The sequence below is a fragment of the Ancylobacter sonchi genome, assembly GCF_018390695.1.
Lineage (GTDB): Bacteria > Pseudomonadota > Alphaproteobacteria > Rhizobiales > Xanthobacteraceae > Ancylobacter > Ancylobacter sonchi.
Window position 1 is genome coordinate 399,974 of sequence record NZ_JAHBGF010000028.1, and the last position, 20,340, is coordinate 420,313.

Genomic DNA, 20,340 nt, shown 5'->3' on the forward strand with positions numbered 1-20,340 from the left:
TGCAACGCCGAAGAAGAAACGCCGCGCAAAATCCCTCGATCCAGCTTTCGTTCAGCGGCCCATAGTAAACCGTTCGCAGGCGGCTGGCGCGGCGTGTTGAGCCTTGCGCTTGCGGCGGTGCTCGGCATAGGGCCGGCGATGGTCGCGCCGGCGCGGGCACAGAGCCCGGCGGCGCAGCCGGCGGCGGCCGCCGCGGCCGCGCCCGCAACTCCCGCCGACGCGGCGCCCGAGCCGCTGAGCGAGCAGGAACTGGAAGTGTTGGTCGCCCGCATCGCGCTCTATCCGGACGAGCTGGTGGCGGTGATCTCGGCCGCCTCGCTCTATCCGCTGCAGATCGTCGAAGCCCAGCGCTTCCTCGATGCGCGCCAGAAGGATCCCAAGCTGCAGCCCAAGACGAGCTGGGACGACAGCGTGATCGCGCTGCTCAACTACCCGCAGATCGTCAAGATGATGAGCGACGATCTCGACTGGACGCAGCAGCTCGGCGACGCGCTGGCCAACCAGCAGAAGGACGTGCTGGTCGCCATCCAGCAGCTGCGCGACCAGGCGGTCGCCACCGGCATCATCAAGTCCGACGACAAGGTCAAGGTGACGACCGAGAACGACAACGTCATCATCCAGGCCGCCAATCCCGAGAAGATCTACATCCCGCAATACCCGCCGGAGATGCTCTACGAGCCCGGCTACGTCCCGGCGCCGGTGACCTATTACGACGAACCCTATCCGTCCTATTTCTGGCCGACGGCGACCTTCTTCACCGCCGCCGTGACCGGGGCGATCTGGGCGGCGACGGTCGATTGGAACGACTGGGGCGTGTGGGGCGGGCGCTGGCGCGGCGATGCCGACTTCGACTGCAACAACTGCTTCAACGACCGCAACTTCAACGGCCGGGTCAACATCAAGGACGTCGACTGGCGCAATGTCGATCGCAGCAAGCTGAACTTCGACCGCAACCAGCTCAACAAGATCGACCGCACCAACATCCGCAACGGCCTCGAAGGCGATCGTGGCAACAACCTCAAGAACAAGGCCGGCGACATCCGCCGCAACAATCCCGGCGGGGCGCGTCCCGGCGGCGGCCCGGTCGGCGACGTGCGCAAGAGCACGCTCGACGGTCTGAAGGCGGGTGGCGGCAACCGTCCCGGCCCCGGCGGAGCGGGTGGTCCGGGCATCGCCCAGCGCCCCAATGTCGGTGATCGCCCCGGCGGCGGTGACCGACCCGGCGCCGGCCAGATCAATCGTCCCTCCGGCGGGCAGGTCAACCGGCCCGGGGGTGGTCAGGTCAACCGGCCGTCCGGCGGGCAGGTTAAACGCCCGTCCGGCGCGCCCAAGCCCGGCGGCCGGGTCGACAATCGCCCACGGACCCCCTCGGGCCTCGGCGAGGTGCGCTCGGGCCGCAGCGCTCAGATGCATTCCAGCCGCGGCGCGGCGGTGCGCGGCGGCGGCCAGCGCGCCATGCCGCCGCGTGGCATGGGCGGCGGCGGACGCGGCGGTGGCGGTGGCCATCGTGGCGGCGGCCGGCGCTGAGACGGAGGGAGGGACATGACCATGCTCAGCAATCTGCGTCTCGCACTGATCGGCTCTCTCGCCGCCCTGGCCGTCTCGGCGGGCGTCGCCACCCTTGGCGCGCCGGCGGCGCTGGCGCAGGGGATGCCAAATGTCGTCGCCAGCCAGCCGGCGCCCGGCTTCGACGATCCGGCCAAGGCGGTCGAGGCGTTCAAGGCCGCCTTGGCCGCGAACGACTTCGACGCCGTCGCCAAGCTGCTCGGCCTCGATGCCGCCAAGCTGCGCGCCAGCGACAGCGCCAGCGACACCTTCGACAAGATCCGGCAGGGCGCGGCGGAGCGGCTCGACGTCAAGGACATCGCGCCGGACCGCAAGATCCTCGACATCGGACGGGAGATCTGGCCGTTTCCGTTCCCGCTGGTGAAGTCGGCCAAGGGCACTTGGGCGTTCGACACCGCCGCCGGGCTCGACGAGATCGAGAACCGGCGCATCGGCGAGAACGAGATCGAGGCCATCGCCACGCTGCGCGCCTATGTCGACGCCCAGCGGACCTATGCCACGGTCGATCACGATGGCGACGGCGTACTGGAATTCGCCCAGAAGCTGATCAGCTCCGAGGGACAGACCGACGGCCTCTACTGGCCGTCCGAGCAGGGCGACGGTGACAGCCCGGCCGGCGCTTCCATCGATACCGGCGCGCTGGAGAAGGCCAAGCAGGGCAAGGGCTATTTCGGCTACCGCTTCCGCATCCTGCGCGGGCAGGGCGACAATGTCGCGGGCGGGCGCTACGACTATGTCATCAACGGCAACATGATCGCCGGCTACGGCCTGATCGCCTGGCCGGTCGTCTATGGCGAGACCGGGGTGCATACATTCGTCGTCAACCAGGCCGGCGTCGTCTACGAGAAGGATCTCGGCCGCGACACTGAGGCGTTGGCCGCCAAGATCCGCCGCTTCAACCCGGACAAGAGCTGGGAGGTCTCGGGCGACTAGTCCGACCCGGCCGGCGCGACGGTCGCACGCCGCACGGAGAGGTACCGATGCTGGCCATGCTTCCGATCTTGATCAAGGCGGCCATGGTCGCCCTGATCATGGCCATCGGCATGGGGGCGTCGATCGCCGACGTCACCCACCTGCTGCGACGCCCGGCGCTGCTGCTCCGCTCGCTGCTGGCGATGTATGTCATCGTGCCGGCGACCGCGATGCTGCTGGTCTGGCTGCTGCCGCTCACGCCGGGCGTCAAGGCGACGCTGCTCGTGCTTGCCGTCTCGGCGGGAGCGCCGCTGCTGCCGCGCAAGCTGAAGGGCATCGGCCGCAATGCCTACGGCTTCAGCCTGGTGGCGATCTCCTCGCTGCTGGCGATGATCGTCACGCCGGCGTGGGTGGCGCTGCTGGCGTGGCATTTCGGCGTGGCGGCCGAGCTTTCGTGGCTCGACGTGGCCCGCGCCATCGGCCTGGCGTTCTTCGTGCCGCTGGTCGCCGGCATGGTGCTCGGCCGCGTGCTCGCCCGTCTGCTCCCGGCGCGCGCCGACCGGATCGCCGATGTGCTGGGGGCAACCGCCATGCTGGTGCTGACGCTGTCGGCGGTGATCCTGCTGGCCAGCCAGTGGGCCATCCTGTTCGACGTGCGGCTGGTTGGGCTGCTGGCGCTGACGCTGTTCATGGCGCTGGCTCTCGGCATCGGCCATTACTGCGGCGGTCCGGCAGAGGATGACCGCACCACGCTCGCCGTCGCCTGCTGCACACGCCATATCGGCATCGCCATCATCGTCGCCACGCTGTTCCACGGGCCGGGAACGCTGGTGCTGCTGGCGGTCTACATCCTCGTGTCGACGATGGTGACGGTGCCGTATCTGCAGTGGCGGCGCAAGAAGCGGCTGTCCTCGCTGCCGACGCGTGTCTAGCGACGGTATTTCCGAGACATTTGTCCAGCTAAACGACTGTTCTCGTAAACCAACACTAGAAAAGATTCGGACCCCTAACCCTTGCCAACCCGGACATTCTCGGGGATGAGAGATCGGCAGTTGGCACAGAGGCCCGGATGATACTCCTGTCGAGAAGCCTTGTTGTCGTTCTGGGGTTGACGCTGGCTGCCTGTGCCGGGCCGCCGGAAGGCGTTCTCGCGCCGGTGGCGGAGACCGCCGCGACCACCGCCGGAACCTCGAAGGTCGACATGGTGGTGGCGACCACGCGCCTGCCCTCCGACAATCCCGGCAGCATGTATACCGGCGAGCGCGGCCGCCCGACGCTGTCCTTCGCCCGCATCACCGTCTCGATTCCGCCGGAGACCGCCCGCAAGGTCGGCGAGGTGCAATGGCCCAAGCGGGTACCTGGCAACCCGCAGACCGATTTCGTCACCACCCGCGCCGAGATGATCGACCGCGACCAGGCACTGTCCTGGTTCAGCGACCGGCTCAAGGCGACGCCGAAGCGCCGGGTGATGGTGTTCATCCACGGCTTCAACAACCGCTTCGAAGACGCTGTTTTCCGCTTCGCGCAGATCATCCACGATTCCAACGCGCCGGTGGTGCCGATCCTGTTCACCTGGCCCTCGCGCGCCAGCGTGCTGGCCTATGGCTATGACCGCGAGAGCACCAACTATTCGCGCGACGCGCTGGAGCGGCTGCTCGGGTACCTCGCCGCCGATCCGCAGGTTGGCGAGATCACCGTGCTGGCCCACTCGATGGGCAACTGGCTGACCATCGAGGCACTGCGGCAGATGGCGATCCGCGACAAGCGCGTCGCGCCGAAGATCCAGAACGTCATCCTCGCCGCGCCCGACGTCGACGTCGACGTGTTCCGCACCCAGCTCTACGACATGGGCCAGCCGCGGCCGAACATCACCGTCTTCGTCTCCCGCGACGACCGCGCCTTGTCGCTGTCGCGCCGGGTATGGGGCAGCACCGACCGCCTCGGTGCCATCGACCCGGACAAGGAGCCGTACAAGACCGAGTTCGAGCGCGACAAGATCACGGTGGTCGACCTCACCAAGCTGCGCACCGGCGACCCGCTGAATCACGGCAAGTTCGCCGAGAGCCCGGAAGTGGTGCAGATGATCGGCCAGCGCCTCGCCGAGGGGCAGAGCATCAACGATTCCCGCGTCGGGCTCGGCGACCACATCATCGAGGCGTCGGCCGGTGCGGCGGCAGCGGTCGGCACCGCCGCCGGCGTCATCGTCGCCGCCCCGGTCGCGGTGGTCGACGCCAATACCCGCAAGAACTACGACGCGCAGCTCAAGAATCTCGGGCACAGCGTCACCGGCGGCACCGACGAGCATAAGCCGCTGGCGCCGCCCCCGGCGCCGGAAGAATAACATCCGACCCGGTTCGGGCGCGGCCATGCGGCACGCGCCCGTTTTGGGATGAGAACATATTGCGAACTGGGAACAAACCGGGTACGTTATCGAAATCATAGCAAAACACTTGCTTGCGACCCGGAGCCCGGCAATGACTCAAGCCACGTTGCGACTCGTCGAAGGATCTTCCATGGACAAGGCCAAGGCGCTGGATGCGGCGCTTTCTCAGATCGAGCGGCATTTCGGCAAAGGCTCGATCATGCGGCTCGGCAAGGGCGACAAGGTCATGGAGATCGAGACGGTCTCCACCGGGTCGCTCGGGCTCGACATCGCGCTCGGCATTGGCGGCCTGCCGCGCGGGCGCGTCGTCGAGATCTTCGGACCGGAATCGTCCGGCAAGACCACACTGGCGCTGCACACCATCGCCGAGGCGCAGAAGAAGGGCGGCGTCTGCGCCTTCATCGACGCCGAGCACGCGCTCGACCCGATCTATGCCCGCAAGCTGGGCGTCGACCTCGACAATCTCCTCATCTCGCAGCCGGATGCCGGCGAGCAGGCGCTGGAGATCGCCGACACGCTGGTGCGTTCCGGCGCGGTGGACGTGCTGGTGGTCGATTCGGTGGCGGCGCTGACCCCGCGGGCCGAGCTCGATGGCGAGATGGGCGACAATCAGCCGGGCATGCAGGCGCGGCTGATGAGCCAGGCGCTGCGCAAGCTGACCGGCTCGATCAGTCGCTCCAACACCATGGTGATCTTCATCAACCAGATCCGTATGAAGATCGGCGTGATGTATGGCAGCCCGGAGACCACCACGGGCGGCAATGCGCTGAAATTCTACGCCTCCGTGCGCCTCGACATCCGCCGCATCGGCTCCATCAAGGAGCGCGAGGAAGTGGTGGGCAACCAGACCCGCGTGAAGGTGGTGAAGAACAAGCTCGCCCCGCCTTTCAAGCAGGTCGAGTTCGACATCATGTATGGCGAGGGCGTCTCGAAGATGGGCGAGCTCATCGACCTCGGCATCAAGGCTGGCGTGGTCGAGAAGTCCGGTGCCTGGTTCTCCTATGACAGCCAGCGGCTGGGGCAGGGGCGTGAGAACGCCAAGAACTTCCTGCGCCAGAATCCTGACGTCTCCGGTCGCATCGAGGCGACCATCCGGCAGAATGCCGGCTTGATCGCCGACCAGATCCTCGCCGGCGAGGCGGAGAGCGAGGACGACGCCGACGCCTGAGCATGTTTCGGGCCGCCCCACCCGCAGGCAACCGGTCTTCGCGACCGGTCGCCCTTCGGTCGTGGACGGGAGCGACCCGGCATGCGGCCTTTCTGGACAAGCTATTGCGGCGTCGTTAGAACCGGTGCGCGCGCCGTTCCGGCGCGGGCCGGCGGACCTGCCGGAGGTCTATTTTCTACGGGCAGTGTTCGATGAGCGGCGTCAACGAGATCAGGTCGACCTTCCTCGATTATTTCGCGAAGAACGGCCATCAGGTAGTGGAGTCGTCTCCGCTGGTGCCGCGCAACGATCCGACGTTGATGTTCACCAATGCCGGGATGGTGCAGTTCAAGAACGTCTTCACCGGCATGGAGAAGCGTCCTTATTCGCGCGCGACGACCTCGCAGAAATGCGTGCGCGCCGGCGGCAAGCACAACGATCTCGACAATGTCGGCTACACCGCCCGGCACCATACCTTCTTCGAAATGCTCGGCAATTTCTCCTTCGGCGACTATTTCAAGGAGAATGCCATTGAGTTCGCCTGGAACCTGATCACCCGCGAGTTCGAGCTTCCGGTCGAGAAGCTCTTGGTGACCGTGTACCATGAGGACGACGAGGCGTTCGACCTGTGGAAGAAGATCGCCGGCCTGCCGGACAGCAAGATCATCCGCATTCCGACCTCGGATAATTTCTGGCAGATGGGCGATACGGGTCCCTGCGGTCCCTGCTCCGAGATATTCTACGACCACGGCTCGCATATTCCGGGCGGCCCCCCCGGCTCGCCCGATGCCGATGGCGACCGTTTCATCGAGATCTGGAACCTCGTCTTCATGCAGTTCGAGCAGCTGCCGGGCGGCGAGCGGATCAACCTGCCGCGCCCCTCGATCGACACCGGCATGGGGCTTGAGCGCGTCTCGGCGGTGCTGCAGGGCACGCACGACAATTACGAGATCGACCTGATGCGCGCGCTGACCGGCGCGGTCGAGGACTACACCAATATCGCCGCCGACGGCCCGCAGAAGGCCAGCCACCGGGTGATCGCCGACCATCTGCGTGCCGCAACCTTCCTCGTCGCCGACGGGGTGCTGCCCTCCAATGAGGGGCGTGGCTATGTGCTGCGGCGGATCATGCGCCGCGCGATGCGCCACGCGCAGCTCCTCGGCGCCCGCGATCCGCTGATGCACCGCCTGGTGCCAGTGCTGGTGCGCGAGATGGGCCGGGCCTATCCCGAGATCGTGCGGGCCGAGGCACTGGTGACCGAGACGCTGCGCCTCGAAGAGACACGCTTCCGCAAGACGCTGGAGCGCGGTCTGTCGATCCTGGAGACGGAGAGCGAGGGGCTCGGCGACGGCGCCAAGTTCTCCGGCGAGACTGCCTTCAAGCTCTATGACACCTATGGCTTCCCGCTCGACCTGACCGAGGATGCGCTGCGCGCCCGCGGCATCAGCGTCGACACCGCCGCGTTCGGCACCGCGATGGAACGCCAGCGCGCCGAGGCGCGCGCCTCCTGGTCGGGTTCCGGCGAGGCGGCGACCGATGCCGTCTGGTTCGGCATTCGTGAGAAGGTGGGCGCGAGCGAATTCCTCGGCTACGGCACCGAAACCGCCGAAGGGTCGATCGTCGCGCTGCTGGCGGACGGCGTCGAGGTGGCGGAGATCGCCGCCGGCGGCCGCGGCCTCGTGGTGCTCAACCAGACGCCGTTCTATGGCGAGTCCGGCGGCCAGCTCGGCGACGCCGGCGTGCTGACCGGCGAGGGCGGGGTGCGGGCGCGGGTGCTCGATACCCAGAAGAAGCTCGGCGACGTCTTCGTGCACGAGGTCGAGGTGGAGAGCGGCACGCTGACGCTCGGCGCCGCGCTGGCGCTCGATGTCGACCACACCCGCCGCAGCGCCATTCGCGCCAATCATTCGGCGACGCATCTTCTGCACGAGGCGCTGCGCCGCGTGCTCGGCGATCATGTCGCCCAGAAGGGGTCGATGGTGGGGCCGGACCGGCTGCGCTTCGATTTCAGCCATCCCAAGCCGCTGAGCGACGCGGAGATCGCAGAAGTTGCCGATATCGCCAATGCGGTGATCCTGCGCAACGAGCCGGTCGAGACGCGGCTCATGGCGGTCGACGACGCCATCGCCTCCGGGGCGCGCGCGCTGTTCGGCGAGAAATACGGCGACGAGGTGCGGGTGGTTTCCATGGGAACCGATCCCGGCAACGGCGCCCCCTATTCGGTGGAGCTCTGCGGCGGCACCCATGTGGGCCGTACCGGCGACATCGGCCTCGTCACCGTGCTCGGCGAGAGCGCGGTCGGCGCCGGCGTGCGGCGTCTCGAGGCGATGACCGCCGACGCGGCGCGCCACTATCTCGATGCGCAGAACCAGGCGCTGCAGGCGACGGCGACGGTGCTGAAGGCGCCGGTCGGCGAGGTCGAGGCGCGCGTCGCCCAGCTGGTCGAGGAGCGCCGCAGGCTGGAGCGCGAGCTCGCCGAGGCGCGCCGCCGGCTGGCGATGGGCGGCGGCGAGGCCGGCGAGGAGCCGGCGCGCACCGTGGGCACGGTCAAGCTGCTGGCCAAGCAGGTCTCCGGCATCGACCTGAAGGATCTCAAGAGCCTCGCCGACGAGGGCAAGAAGCGGCTCGGTTCTGGCATCGTGGCGATCGTCGCGGTGACCGAGGAGGGGCGCGCGGGCCTGGTGGTCGGCGTGACGCCGGATCTGACCGACCGCTACGATGCGGTGGCGCTGGTGCGGCGCGGCGCCGAGGCGCTGGGCGGCAAGGGCGGCGGTGGCCGGGCCGACATGGCGCAGGCCGGCGGACCGGATGGCGCGCAGGCCGCGGCGGCGCTGGAGGCCATCGAGGCCGCGCTGGCCGGCTGACCCTGCCGCGCGACAGCGGGCACCCGGGCGGAACGTCCGGGCGGCTGGCCTGGGTGGTCTTCGGCGAATGGTCGGCGCGGGAGTGGTCGGCGGGAGTGTTCGATACATGGCGTCCCGCAGGCAGCATGTCGGCTGGTGGTCCAGCGCCCGGCGCCGCGAGATGCGGCGTCGGCTCTACGAGCTTCTCGAGGGCAGCGCCTCGGAGGATCGTCTCGGCCGGTGGCTCAATGGCGGGCTCGTCTTGCTGGTGCTGGCCAATGTGCTGGCGGCGGTGCTGGAGACCGTGCCGAGCCTGATGCTGCACGACGCCGCCCTGCTCAGGGGGTTCGAGACGTTTTCGCTGGTCGCCTTCGCGCTCGAATACGCGTTGCGGCTATGGATGGCGCCGGAGGACCCGCGCTATCGCGGCCTTCGCCTGCGCGCGGCCCGTTGGCGCTACGCACGCACGCTGCCGGCCCTGGTGGACCTCGCCGCGTGGCTGCCCTTCGCGGTGTCGGCGCTGTGGGGCGTCGACCTGCGCTCGCTGGCGATCCTGCGCCTCCTGCGATTTGTGAAGCTCGCCCGCTACTCGCCTGGAATGCAATCACTTTTCGAGGTGTTCCGTGCCGAGCGCCAGTCGCTGATCGCCTGCCTGCTGCTGCTGGTCGCGGCGGTGCTGGTCGCGGCCTCCGCCATGTATGTCGCGGAGGGCAGCGTGCAGCCGGATCGCCTCGGTTCGATCCCGCAGGCGATGTGGTGGGCGATGGCGACGGTGACCACGGTCGGCTATGGCGACGTCTATCCGGTGACCGTCATCGGGCGGATGATCGCCGGTGCGACCATGCTGACCGGCATCGTGATGATCGCGCTGCCGGTCGGCATCATCGCCACCGCCTTCGTCGAGGTCATCAAGCGGCGGGATTTCGTCATCACCTGGGGGATGCTGGCCCGGGTGCCGCTGTTCGCCGAGCTCGATGCGGCGTCGATCGGCGAGATCCACAAGGTGCTGTCCGCGCATACCGCTCAGCCCGGCGAGATCCTCGTCCGCCGCGGCGAGGAGGCGCGGTCGATGTATTTCATCGCCTCCGGCGAGATCGAGCTGGATCTCGGCGAGGAGACCGCGGTGCTGGGGACGGGGCAGTTCTTCGGCGAGATGGCGCTCGTGCGCAGCACGCGCCGTGCGGCCACAGCCCGGGCGCGACGCCGGAGCATGCTGTTGGTGCTGGATGCCGACGATCTGGCGGAAGTGGTTCGCCGCCACCCGGATATCGGCCAGCGCATCCGCAGCATGGCGAAGGACGAGGAAGGTCCGCGTCAGGTGGTGCGTCGCAGCGACATCGCCGCAGACGAACTGCCGGAGAAGGACGCGAAGGACTAAAGCACTGTCGAGCGAAGCGGGCTCCGGCTCGTGCGCAGAAAATGCGTAAAAACAACAAGCTGGAGCTGTCCGATGAACCGGACGTCATCCAGCCTGCTCCAGGTATCCAGGCCCGCGGTGCGATGGCGTATTGTTGTCATCCTCGGAAAGGGACGCGTTGCGGGCGAGGATCTTCACGGTCGCGCCAAGGCTCCGCACGCCGGTCGAGCGGAGCTGCAGCGATCGCCGGCTTCGGCCGTGGAGTTCGCGCGGGTGGCCCGCTCACATGCGAACCCAGAAGGAGCGCCAGACCCGGCGATCGGCCGATCTGGTCATTTGCGGCCCGTGAAACCAGAGCAGGCGGTCTTTCCGCAAACTCAATCACCTCATGCGCAGTGCGACGCGTTTCGGTAAACGCACCCGAGACGTTCTCGCCGTCATCCTCATCGTTTCAACAAGGCTCTGGTCCAGAACATATGAGTCTGCGGCCTCTCCCGGCCGCTGGCCATGCTGACCCGGCATGTGACGACGAGGCGAGAGGTGGGGCGGCGGTGACGGGGCGGCGGCGGCGTCCGTCCGGATCTACCGGCTGCGTGGGCGCGCTTGGCCGGGCGGCATTGAAGGGCTGGCCGTGACGCCCGTCATCAGGATCGTGGCAGAGCGGCAAGGCCGAGGGGGCGTCTGAGGCAACGGGTGGGAGCGTTCCGCTGGCATTGCCGAGTCCCACGACAGGACCATCGACATCATTCCACAGGCCCCGCTTCATGCTGCGACGGCAAGGCCGTCAGGTGCCGCCAAAAGGGGCGAGTGCCAGCACGTCGAGGCGTTTGGCGCCCGCATGGCTGGACAGCCGGACACCGCCGGCACTGCAAGGCGGGCGCTGTTCGGGCATGCCGGCGATCATCCGGCCGCACGATCGGCACGTAGATCGGCCCCACATGGGCGGAGGAAGGTCTCGCAAAGGTGCGGGACGGGGGCTGCCCCCATCCCGCCTGTCGTAGAACGCGTCAGGTCAGGGCCGCGCGCAGGTTGTCGGAGATCTTGTCGAGGAAGCCGGTGGTGGAGAGCCACTTCTGGTCCGGCCCGATCAGCAGGGCGAGGTCCTTGGTCATGTCGCCGGCCTCGACGGTGTCGACGCACACCTTCTCCAGCGTGGCGGCGAACGTCGCGAGCTCGGCATTGTCGTCGAGCTTGGCGCGGTGGGAGAGACCGCGCGTCCAGGCGAAGATCGAGGCGATGGAGTTGGTCGAGGTCTCCTTGCCCTTCTGGTGCTCGCGATAGTGGCGGGTCACCGTGCCGTGCGCCGCCTCGGCTTCCACCGTCTTACCGTCCGGCGTCATCAGCACCGAGGTCATCAGGCCGAGCGAGCCGAAGCCCTGCGCCACGATGTCGGACTGCACGTCGCCATCATAGTTCTTGCAGGCCCAGACATAGCCGCCGGACCACTTGAGCGCCGAGGCGACCATGTCGTCGATGAGGCGGTGCTCGTACCAGATCTTCCGCTTCTCGAACTCGGCCTTGAACTCGGCGTCGTAGATGTCCTGGAAGATCTTGCGGAAGCGGCCGTCATACTGCTTCAGGATGGTGTCCTTGGTCGACAGGTACACCGGGTAGTTGCGCATCAGGCCGTAATTGAGCGAAGCGCGGGCGAATTCGACGATGGACTCGTCGATGTTGTACATCGACAGCGCCACGCCGGCGCCGGGGAACTTGTAGACCTCGTGCTCGATCACCTGGCCGTCTTCGCCGGCGAACTTGATCGTCAGCGTGCCCTTGCCGGGCACGGTGAAGTCGGTGGCGCGGTACTGGTCGCCGAACGCATGGCGGCCGACGATGATCGGCTGGGTCCAGCCCGGCACCAGGCGCGGCACGTTCTTGCAGATGATCGGCTCGCGGAAGATCACGCCGCCGAGGATGTTGCGGATCGTGCCGTTGGGCGAGCGCCACATCTTCTTCAGGTTGTATTCCTTCACCCGGCCGACATCGGGGGTGATGGTGGCGCACTTCACGCCGACGCCGACCCGCTTGATCGCTTCCGCGGCATCGATCGTCACCTGATCCTCGGTGCGGTCACGGTTCTCGACGCCGAGGTCGTAATACTCGAGGTCGATGTCGAGATAGGGGTGGATCAGCTTGTCCTTGATGTACTGCCAGATGATGCGGGTCATCTCGTCGCCGTCGAGTTCGACGACCGGATTCGCAACCTTGATCTTCGCCATGGTTCTACCTCGCGCGGATTCGGCTTCGTAATGGGGCCTCGGCGCCAGTCCGCGCGGCTGGCGCCGGTGCGAGCGTGATACCGCGACCTTGGGTCAAACGAAAGCGCCTCGGGCCCCGACTTTCTGGCAAGTTCCGGGCCGGTTTCGGGCTACCGGCCTTGGACTCGTAGGCAGGGGCTGCCGGGCAGGGAACCGGGGGCGGGACTGTCGCGGGAGGTTCACATGCCGCTGCTAGGCGGCAGGCGTCATCAAGGTATGGCGGCCGGGTTCGCCGGGCCGCCTCAGGAGACGTCCATGCCCACATCCTCCTCCCGTCGCCGCCCCTTCCTCGCGGCCGCCGCCGGCGCCGTGCTCGCCCTGGTGTTCGCCGCGCCGGCGGCCCTCGCCCAGGAGCAGCGCCCGGCCGCCGAGACCATCAAGCGCTTCCAGGTGCCGGAGGCCCGCCAGGCGGTCGCGGTGACCGAGCGCTCTTTCTACGCCATCGACAACCGCACCATCGCCAAGTTCGACAAGGGGACCGGCAAGCAGGTCGCCAAGTGGGAAGGGCCGAAGGGTGGGCCGATCCTGCATCTCGACAGCGGCGTGGTGCGCGACGGCAAGCTCTACACCGCCCATTCCAACTATCCGGACTGGCCGATGGTCTCTTCGGTCGAGGTGTGGGATGCCGAGACGCTGAAGCATCTGGAGAGCCACAGCTTCGGCATCGACCGTGGCTCCTTCACCTGGCTGGACCGCGACCCGCAGGGCCGCTGGTGGGGTGCCTTCGCTAACTACAACCGGGTATTCGAGAAGAGCCCGCTGGCCTATGGCAACAAGTTCAACACCCAGATCGTGCGCTTCAATCCCGACTGGAGCGTCGCCGAGGCATTCGTCTATCCAGATGCGCTGGTGGCGCGCTTCCAGGACATGAGCAATTCCGGCGGCGCCTTCGGAGCTGACGGCCGGCTCTACATCACCGGCCACGACAATGCCGAGCTCTATGTCATCGCCCCGCCGGAGATGGGCTCGGTCATGCAGTGGCTGGAGACCATTCCACTGGAGATCGGCGGCCAGGGCTTCGCCTTCGATCCCGCCGAGCGCGGCGTGGTGTGGGGACTGATCCGCAACAAGGCCGGCGGCCCCAATGACGTGACGGTCAGCCGCCTGCCGCCGCGCCCGTGAGCGCGGGCGAGCTTCCCGCGACGGAACGGGGCTGAGCTTCGCCGGACCGTTCGATGCGCGTGCGATGCCCGTTCAAATTTGCTCGGACATGCTCTAGGAGGAGCGCATGTCCGAGCTCATCGCCACCATCCCGCCCGCCCTGTGCCCTCTCCCGTTCCGCGAGGGGGTACGCTGATGCCTGGCGCGGGAACCGACAGCACCAAGGCGTGGCACGAAGGCGGGCCGGTGGTGATCCTCGTCGAGCCGCAGCTCGGCGAGAATATCGGCGCGGCGGCACGCGCCATGGGCAATTTCGGATTGTCGCGGCTGCGCCTGGTCAATCCGCGCGAGGGCTGGCCGAACCCCAAATCGACCATCTTCGCCTCCGGTGCCGACCGCATCCTGGACAATGCGACGGTGTTCCCCGACGTGCGCGCGGCGGTGGCGGACCTCAAATTCGTCGTCGCCACCACGGCGCGCGAGCGCGGCATGGCGAAGCCGGTGATGGGCGCCGATGCCGCGGCGGCCGAGGTCGCGGGCCGTCTCTCGGTCGGCGAGGATGTCGGCCTGCTGTTCGGCCGCGAGCGCACCGGCCTCTATACCGAGGAGGTCTCGTTCGCCGATGCCATCCTCACTTTGCCGGTGAACCCGGCCTTCGCCTCGCTCAATCTCGGCACCGCCGTCGCGGTCGTCGGCTATGAATGGTACAAGATCGCGTCCGCCGGCGCCCTGCCGTTCCAGCCCCCGGACCGCTCGCCGCTCGCCGACAAGGGGGACCTGTTCGCCTTCTTCGACCATGTCGAGCGCGAACTGGACACGGCCGGCTTCTTCCACTCGCCGGAAAAGAAGCCGTCGACCATCCGCAACATTCGCAACATCTTCCACCGCGTCAGCCTGACCCGGCAGGATCTGGCGACGCTGCACGGTGTCATCACCGCGCTGGTAGAGGGGCGGGAAGGACGGCTGGCCCGCCGCAAGCGCGAGGGCTGACCGCGCGGGTCCGCCTCCGCCGGCCTGCGGTCTTCCAAAACGACGAACGCGGCCCGGAGGCCGCGTTCGCATGTCATGTCCCGATATGAGGCCGGATCACTCGGCCGGCGCCGGGGAGGGCGCGATGGCGATTTCCGGCAGCGGATCGGGCAGGGTTGCCTCGCCGGCCAGCGCCCGGCGCAGCTTGTCGGCGTCGAGCTCGCCTTCCCAGCGCGCCACCACGATGGTCGCCACCGCATTGCCGATGAAATTGGTCAGCGCGCGGCATTCCGACATGAAGCGGTCGATGCCGAGGATCAGCGCCATGCCGGCGACCGGCACCGAGGGCACCACCGAGAGGGTAGCCGCCAGGGTGATGAAGCCGGCGCCGGTGATGCCCGCCGCGCCCTTGGAGGACAGCATGGCGACCAGCAGCAGCAGGATCTGGTCCCACAGGCTCAGCTCGATGCCGGTGGCCTGGGCGATGAACAGCGCCGCCAGCGTCATGTAAATGTTGGTGCCGTCGAGATTGAAGGAATAGCCGGTCGGGATGACCAGACCGACCACCGACTTCTTGCAGCCGGCGCGCTCCATCTTCTCCATCAGGCTCGGCAGCGCCGCTTCCGAGGAGGAGGTGCCGAGCACCAGCAGCAGCTCTTCCTTGATGTAGCGCAGCAGCGCGAGGATCGAGAAGCCGTTGTAGCGCGCCACCGCGCCGAGCACGACCAGCACGAACAGCAGGCTGGTGAGGTAGAAGGTGGCGATCAGCATGGCGAGATTGGCGACCGAGCCGATGCCGTATTTGCCGATGGTAAAGGCCATGGCGCCGAAGGCGCCGATCGGCGCGGCCTTCATCAGGATCGACACCAGCTTGAACATCGCCTGCGACAGCGAGGTGAAGAACTCCATCACCGGATGGCCACGCTCGCCGATGATGCCGAGCGCGATGCCGAACAGCACGGCGAAGAACAGCACCTGCAGGATGTCGCCGGAGGCGAGCGCGCTGGTCGGCGTGTTCGGAATGATGTTCATCAGGAAGCCGACGATCGTCTGATCGTGGACCTTCTCGGTATAGGTCGCCACCGCCTTCGGATCGAACGAGGCGGGATCGATGTTCAGCCCCGCGCCGGGCTGCACCACATTGGCGACGACGAGGCCGATGATCAGCGCCAACGTCGAGAAGGTGAGGAAGTACAGCATCGCCTTGCCGGCGACCCGCCCGACCTTGCCGAGGTCGCGCATGCCGGCGATGCCGGTGACCACGGTGAGGAAGATCACCGGGGCGATGATCATCTTCACCAGCTTGATGAAGGCGTCGCCCAGCGGCTTCATGTCGGTGCCGAGCGAGGGATAGTAGTGACCGAGCGCGATACCCGCCGCGATGGCGACGAGAACCTGCACATAGAGGTGCTGGTAGAATTTCCGGGGCTTGGCCGGAACGGGAGCGGAAATGGCGTGCGCCATGTTGCTTTCCTCCTAGGGAACCGTCGTCGCCTCGTTGTCCTGGGCGTCGCTGGGAGCCGTGACTGTGGTGGACCGGCGCGAGACGCGCCTTCCCGTCCCTTGCGCAAGGCGCATGCCAACAATGCCGAAAACGGCACGGTAAATTAACGCCTTGTTATCGAATGACTTTTCGCGGGAGATCGGCGTAACCTCTCGACATGTTGTGTGGAATTCCACACAATGACATCCGATCCTGTGCGATATTCCGCACGTATTCCGTCGCCCGGAGACGTCCCTTATGTCCGAGATGCGCCGTCTCCGGCCCTCCGCGCGCTGGCTGCTCGCCGGGGTGGCCGGCGTTGCGCTGCTGACCGGGCTCGACATCGCGGCCCGCTATGGCGCGGAGCGATGGGCGCTCGGCGAGGTGCGGGCGGGGGCCGAGGCGGCGGCCACGTTCCGCGCCGCAATGCTGCGCAGCGAGATCGAGAAGCAGCGCACCCTGCCGGTCATCCTGGCACAGGACCCCGACGTCCGTACGGCACTGGAAAGCCGCGATCCCGCACGGATCGCCGCGCTCAACACCAAGCTGGAGGCGCTCGCCGCCGCCACCCGCGCCGGCGTGATCTATGTGATCGACGCCGGCGGCATCGCCATCGCCGCCAGCAATTACCGGCTGCCGATCAGCTTCGTCGGCAACGACTATGCGTTCCGGCCCTATTTCACCCGCAGCATGGCGGAGGGCGGCTTCGAGCATTTCGCGCTCGGCACGGTGAGCCACAAGCCGGGGCTCTATATCGCCAGCCGGATCGGCGCGGCCGAGCAGCCGATCGGCGTGGTGGTCGCCAAGGCGGAGTTCGACGAGGTCGAGACCGACTGGCGCCGCGCCGCCGATCCGACCTTCGTGACCGATCCGCGCGACATCGTGCTGGTGACCAGCGTGGCGGACTGGCGGTTCCGCGCCATCACCCCGATCCCGGCCGACCAGCGCGAGGCGATCCGCGCCAGCCTGCAATTCGGCGACGCCTCGCTCGACCTGCTGCCGCTCCGCGCCGAGGAGGGCGGGCGGGTGGAGTGGCCGCGGGCGCAGGGCGAGCGGAGCTTCATCGAGGCGTCGGTCGCGGTGCCGACCACCCGCTGGACGCTGCATGTGCTGGAGCCGCTCTCCGCGACGCTGCGACTTGCCGGGCTGGCGGCGCGGCTGAGCGCCCTGCTGGTCGGCCTCGCGGTGATCGGTGCGGCAGCGCTGGTGCTGGTCCGTCGCCGCCGGCTTGGCGAGGAGCGACGCCAGCAGGCGCAGATGCGCCGCGAGTTGGAGGCCCGCGTCGGGGAACGCACCGTCGAGCTCAGCGACGCCAATGATCGCCTGCGCGCGGAGATGGAGGAGCGCCGCCGCGCCGAAGCCGCCGCCCGCACCGCGCAGGACGAACTCGCGCAGGCGAGCAAGCTCGCCGTGCTCGGCCAGATCGCCGCCAGCGTCGCCCATGAGGTCAACCAGCCGGTCGCCGCCATCCGCACCTTCGCCGACAATGGCGGCCTGCTGCTGGAGCGCGGGCAGCTGGAGGTGGCGCGGGGCAATTTCGCCACCATCGCCTCGCTCACCGAGCGCATCGGCGCCATCACCCAGGAGATGCGCGCCTTCGCCCGCAAGAGCCCCGCCGCCATCGGCGAGGTGGCGCTGCGCCCGGCCATCGAGGGGGCGCTGATCCTGGTCGGCCATCGCCTGCGCCAGAACGCCATCGAGCTGGTGCTCGACCTGCCGCTGGACGAGGTGGCCGTACGGGCCGAGCGCTGGCGGCTGGAGCAGGTGCTGGTGAACCTGCTGCAGAACGCCGTCGAGGCACTGGCGGGGCGGGAAGGGGCGCAGATCCGCCTCGGCGTCCGCGTCGCGCCGGCAACTGTCGAGCTGGTCGTCGCCGATAACGGGCCGGGCCTGCCGCCCGACGTGCTCGACAAGCTGTTCGTGCCGTTCACCACCACCAAGCCGGACGGGCTCGGGCTCGGGCTGGTCATCTCGCACGACATCGTCGCCGAATTCGGCGGCCGGCTGAGCGCCGCCAATGAAGGCGGTGCGGTCTTCACCCTCACTTTGCCGAGGCTTCACTGATGGACGTGGCCTTCATCGACGACGACGAGACGCTGCGCGCCGCCAATGTGCAGGCGCTGATGCTCGCCGGCTTCAAGGTCACCGCCTATCCCTCGGCGGTGGAGGCGCTGGAGGAGATCGACGCCGAATTTCCCGGCGTCGTCGTCACCGATGTGCGCATGCCGCGCATCGACGGGCTGGAGCTGTTCCGCCGGCTCCGGCGCCGCGACGAGGAACTGCCGGTCATTCTGGTCACCGGCCATGGCGATATCGGCATGGCGGTCGAGGCGATGCGGGAGGGCGCCTACGACTTCATCGCCAAGCCCTACGCGCTCGACCGCCTCTTGGTGGCGGTGCGCCACGCGCTCGACAAGCGCCGCCTGGTCCTGGAGAACCGCGCGCTGCGCCGCCGGGCCGAGGCGGCCTCGCCCGGCGAGCCGCTGATCGGCGAGACGCCGGCGATGCAGCGGCTGCGCCAGACATTGCGCCAGATCGCCGATGCCGACATCGACGTGCTGGTGGAGGGCGAGACCGGCAGCGGCAAGGAGGTGGTGGCGCAGACACTGCACCGCTGGAGCCCGCGCGCGAGCCGCCCCTTCGTGGCGGTGAATTGCGGGGCGCTGCCGGAAAATGTCATCGAGAGCGAGCTGTTCGGCCACGACGCCGGCGCCTTCACCGGCGCGCTGAAGAAGCGCGTGGGGCGCGTCGAGCACGCCAGCGGTGGCACGCTGTTCCTCGACGAGATCGAGGCAATGTCGCCTGCGCTGCAGGTCAAGATGCTGCGGGTGCTGGAAGCGCGCGAGATCACCCCGCTCGGCACCAATGAGGTGCGCCGCGTCGACATCCGGGTAATCGCCGCCTCCAAGGCCGATCTCGCCGAGCTGGTGCGGCAGGGCAGCTTCCGCGAGGACCTGTATTACCGGCTGCATGTCGCCTTCGTCCGCATTCCGCCGCTGCGCGAGCGCCGCGAGGACGTGCCGCTGCTGTTCGGCCATTTCCTCGGCCGCGCCGCCAAGCGCTTCCGCCGCGAGCCGCCGCTGCTCGATGCCGCCGTCCGCCGGCACCTCGACACCCATGACTGGCCGGGCAATGTGCGCGAGCTCGCCCATTACGCCGAGCGCTTCGCGCTCGGCCTCGCCTCCGCGCCGGCACCGGCGGCCGGGGAGGGCGCCACCACCCTGCCCGAGCGGGTCGATGCCTTCGAAGCGCTGCAGATCCGCGATGCGCTCGCCGCCTGCCAGGGTGACATCCAGGCGACGCTGCGCACGCTCGGCATTCCCCGCAAGACGCTCTACGACAAGCTGAAGCGCCACGGCATCGACCAGTCGCGCTTCCGCCCGGCGGGTGGCTGACGCGGCTTCTCGCGTGGCCTAGCGCGCGCAGCTGAGCGCGGTGAAGAGGGTGGACAATTGCCCGCCGGTGCGCGCCGAGGCGTGATCCCTGAGACTGGCAGGGAGCTGACCACCATCCATCGCGTCGAGCCAGCCGGGATTGCTGACCGGCAGTTGCGGCTGCCCGGCGCGCGGCGCGAGCCACTGAGGATCGGCCAGGATGCGGTGCAACGCGCCGTCGAGCTTCGCCAGGGTGGCACGTTCATCCGCAGGCATCGGATCGCCGAAGCAGGAGCGGATGTCGCCGTAGACCATGACGGGCATCGCCGCGAAGAAGTGATAGTGCGACGCCTTGGGGCCGCGCGACATTTCACGCGGAAGCGTGCCGTCCGGCTGGGTATCGGCGAGGGAGAGCGACACGCGGCCATTGGCCCACTGCACGAGATCGGGCTGGCCGGCGAGATATCCGGTGGTGCCCACGCCGAGCGCCGCCCACAATATGTGATTGTTCAGCTGGGTGTGCCTGTCGTGGAACTCCATCACCTCCCGGGCGAGTTGCGTCAGCCATGACAGCGAGTCCGGGGAGAGCGGGATGCCGGCGCGCTGCAGCTTGAAGGCCGCCAGCGACATGCCCGCGACCGCCCATTGCAGCTCGTAGCCGGAGCGCATCTGCCGCGGCTTGTCCACCAGCAGGGAGTCCTCGCGCCCTTCCTGTTGCAGGATGTCGTTGATGCAGCCGACATCGAAGGGGACCGATCGCGGGTCGCCGCTGGCGGTTGCGGCGGCGGAGCGCTTGGCCGCTTTCGTCACGGCGTCGTCCGACAAGCGGCCGACGAGGGCGGTGAAACGCCGTATGTTGGCGATACCGTCGTCGTACTCGTCCTGCTTCTGCTTGAGCGCATCCGAGCCGGGAGCGAGAGTCGGGTTCATCCGCACCTCGACCCGCT

14 protein-coding genes are annotated in these 20,340 nt (G+C 68.1%); 11 read left to right on the forward strand and 3 right to left on the reverse strand.

The genetic code is table 11. The features are described from left to right. Positions 1-96: 96 nt before the first annotated feature. The 7 genes from KHC28_RS17250 to KHC28_RS17280 all read left to right on the forward strand — a co-directional run bounded on the left by KHC28_RS17250 (position 97) and on the right by KHC28_RS17280 (position 10,229). Complete coding sequence (locus tag KHC28_RS17250) at positions 97-1,527, forward strand: DUF3300 domain-containing protein (RefSeq protein ID WP_376772733.1); 1,431 nt, start codon at positions 97-99, stop codon at positions 1,525-1,527. 21 nt (positions 1,528-1,548) lie between these two features. Beyond that, entirely contained in the window at positions 1,549-2,499 is a 951-nt protein-coding gene (locus tag KHC28_RS17255; RefSeq protein WP_214009965.1) for a DUF2950 domain-containing protein, read from the forward strand. A gap of 47 nt (positions 2,500-2,546) precedes the next feature. Further along, positions 2,547-3,410: a bile acid:sodium symporter family protein gene (locus KHC28_RS17260; protein WP_214009573.1), complete on the forward strand. Its 864-nt coding sequence runs from the start codon at positions 2,547-2,549 to the stop codon at positions 3,408-3,410. 137 nt (positions 3,411-3,547) lie between these two features. Beyond that, the gene (locus tag KHC28_RS17265; RefSeq protein WP_214009574.1) at positions 3,548-4,819 is read left to right on the forward strand and encodes an alpha/beta hydrolase; all 1,272 of its coding nucleotides are present in this window, start codon (positions 3,548-3,550) and stop codon (positions 4,817-4,819) included. A gap of 133 nt (positions 4,820-4,952) precedes the next feature. Next, on the forward strand, positions 4,953-6,029 hold the full coding sequence (gene recA, locus KHC28_RS17270; RefSeq protein WP_214009575.1) for a recombinase RecA: 1,077 nt from the start codon (positions 4,953-4,955) through the stop codon (positions 6,027-6,029). 191 nt (positions 6,030-6,220) lie between these two features. Next, positions 6,221-8,872, forward strand: coding sequence for an alanine--tRNA ligase (gene alaS / locus KHC28_RS17275; protein WP_214009576.1), 2,652 nt, complete (start codon positions 6,221-6,223; stop codon positions 8,870-8,872). Between the two features lie 106 nt (positions 8,873-8,978). Beyond that, on the forward strand, positions 8,979-10,229 hold the full coding sequence (locus tag KHC28_RS17280) for a cyclic nucleotide-gated ion channel (RefSeq protein ID WP_214009577.1): 1,251 nt from the start codon (positions 8,979-8,981) through the stop codon (positions 10,227-10,229). Positions 10,230-11,215: 986 nt separating this feature from the next. Here KHC28_RS17280 and KHC28_RS17285 read toward each other — a convergent pair. Then, complete coding sequence (locus KHC28_RS17285; protein WP_214009578.1) at positions 11,216-12,427, reverse strand: NADP-dependent isocitrate dehydrogenase; 1,212 nt, start codon at positions 12,425-12,427, stop codon at positions 11,216-11,218. Positions 12,428-12,721: 294 nt separating this feature from the next. Between KHC28_RS17285 and KHC28_RS17290 the strand changes: the two genes are divergently transcribed. Both KHC28_RS17290 and KHC28_RS17295 read left to right on the forward strand, forming a co-directional pair. After that, a complete protein-coding gene (locus KHC28_RS17290) occupies positions 12,722-13,588 on the forward strand; it encodes an NHL repeat-containing protein (protein WP_214009579.1) in 867 nt (288 codons plus the stop codon). A gap of 174 nt (positions 13,589-13,762) precedes the next feature. Continuing rightward, positions 13,763-14,557 (forward strand): RNA methyltransferase, encoded by a 795-nt coding sequence (locus tag KHC28_RS17295; RefSeq protein WP_214009580.1) that lies wholly within the window; start codon positions 13,763-13,765, stop codon positions 14,555-14,557. Positions 14,558-14,653: 96 nt separating this feature from the next. Here the strand turns inward: KHC28_RS17295 and KHC28_RS17300 are convergent, their stop codons facing one another. After that, on the reverse strand, positions 14,654-16,000 hold the full coding sequence (locus KHC28_RS17300; RefSeq protein ID WP_214009581.1) for a dicarboxylate/amino acid:cation symporter: 1,347 nt from the start codon (positions 15,998-16,000) through the stop codon (positions 14,654-14,656). Positions 16,001-16,277: 277 nt separating this feature from the next. Here KHC28_RS17300 and KHC28_RS17305 point away from each other — a divergent pair, with 277 nt between their 5' ends. Next, positions 16,278-18,083 (forward strand): sensor histidine kinase, encoded by a 1,806-nt coding sequence (locus KHC28_RS17305; protein WP_214009582.1) that lies wholly within the window; start codon positions 16,278-16,280, stop codon positions 18,081-18,083. Then, positions 18,083-19,414: a sigma-54-dependent transcriptional regulator gene (locus KHC28_RS17310; protein WP_214009583.1), complete on the forward strand. Its 1,332-nt coding sequence runs from the start codon at positions 18,083-18,085 to the stop codon at positions 19,412-19,414. The genes KHC28_RS17305 and KHC28_RS17310 overlap by 1 nt, the downstream gene beginning before the upstream one ends. 18 nt (positions 19,415-19,432) lie before the next feature. Here the strand turns inward: KHC28_RS17310 and KHC28_RS17315 are convergent, their stop codons facing one another. Next, a complete protein-coding gene (locus KHC28_RS17315) occupies positions 19,433-20,323 on the reverse strand; it encodes an alginate lyase family protein (protein WP_246564995.1) in 891 nt (296 codons plus the stop codon). Between the last annotated feature and the right edge of the window lie 17 nt (positions 20,324-20,340).

Bases quoted from the DNA above. Each gene is read 5' to 3' on its own strand.
- KHC28_RS17265 (WP_214009574.1), top strand. From the start codon at position 3,548: ATGATACTCCTGTCGAGAAGCCTTGTTGTCGTTCTGGGGTTGACGCTG.
- KHC28_RS17285 (WP_214009578.1), bottom strand. From the start codon at position 12,427: ATGGCGAAGATCAAGGTTGCGAATCCGGTCGTCGAACTCGACGGCGAC.
- recA (WP_214009575.1), top strand. From the start codon at position 4,953: ATGACTCAAGCCACGTTGCGACTCGTCGAAGGATCTTCCATGGACAAG.
- alaS (WP_214009576.1), top strand. From the start codon at position 6,221: ATGAGCGGCGTCAACGAGATCAGGTCGACCTTCCTCGATTATTTCGCG.
- KHC28_RS17310 (WP_214009583.1), top strand. From the start codon at position 18,083: ATGGACGTGGCCTTCATCGACGACGACGAGACGCTGCGCGCCGCCAAT.
- KHC28_RS17290 (WP_214009579.1), top strand. From the start codon at position 12,722: ATGCCCACATCCTCCTCCCGTCGCCGCCCCTTCCTCGCGGCCGCCGCC.
- KHC28_RS17305 (WP_214009582.1), top strand. From the start codon at position 16,278: ATGTCCGAGATGCGCCGTCTCCGGCCCTCCGCGCGCTGGCTGCTCGCC.
- KHC28_RS17280 (WP_214009577.1), top strand. From the start codon at position 8,979: ATGGCGTCCCGCAGGCAGCATGTCGGCTGGTGGTCCAGCGCCCGGCGC.
- KHC28_RS17255 (WP_214009965.1), top strand. From the start codon at position 1,549: ATGCTCAGCAATCTGCGTCTCGCACTGATCGGCTCTCTCGCCGCCCTG.
- KHC28_RS17315 (WP_246564995.1), bottom strand. From the start codon at position 20,323: ATGAACCCGACTCTCGCTCCCGGCTCGGATGCGCTCAAGCAGAAGCAG.
- KHC28_RS17295 (WP_214009580.1), top strand. From the start codon at position 13,763: ATGCCTGGCGCGGGAACCGACAGCACCAAGGCGTGGCACGAAGGCGGG.
- KHC28_RS17300 (WP_214009581.1), bottom strand. From the start codon at position 16,000: ATGGCGCACGCCATTTCCGCTCCCGTTCCGGCCAAGCCCCGGAAATTC.
- KHC28_RS17260 (WP_214009573.1), top strand. From the start codon at position 2,547: ATGCTGGCCATGCTTCCGATCTTGATCAAGGCGGCCATGGTCGCCCTG.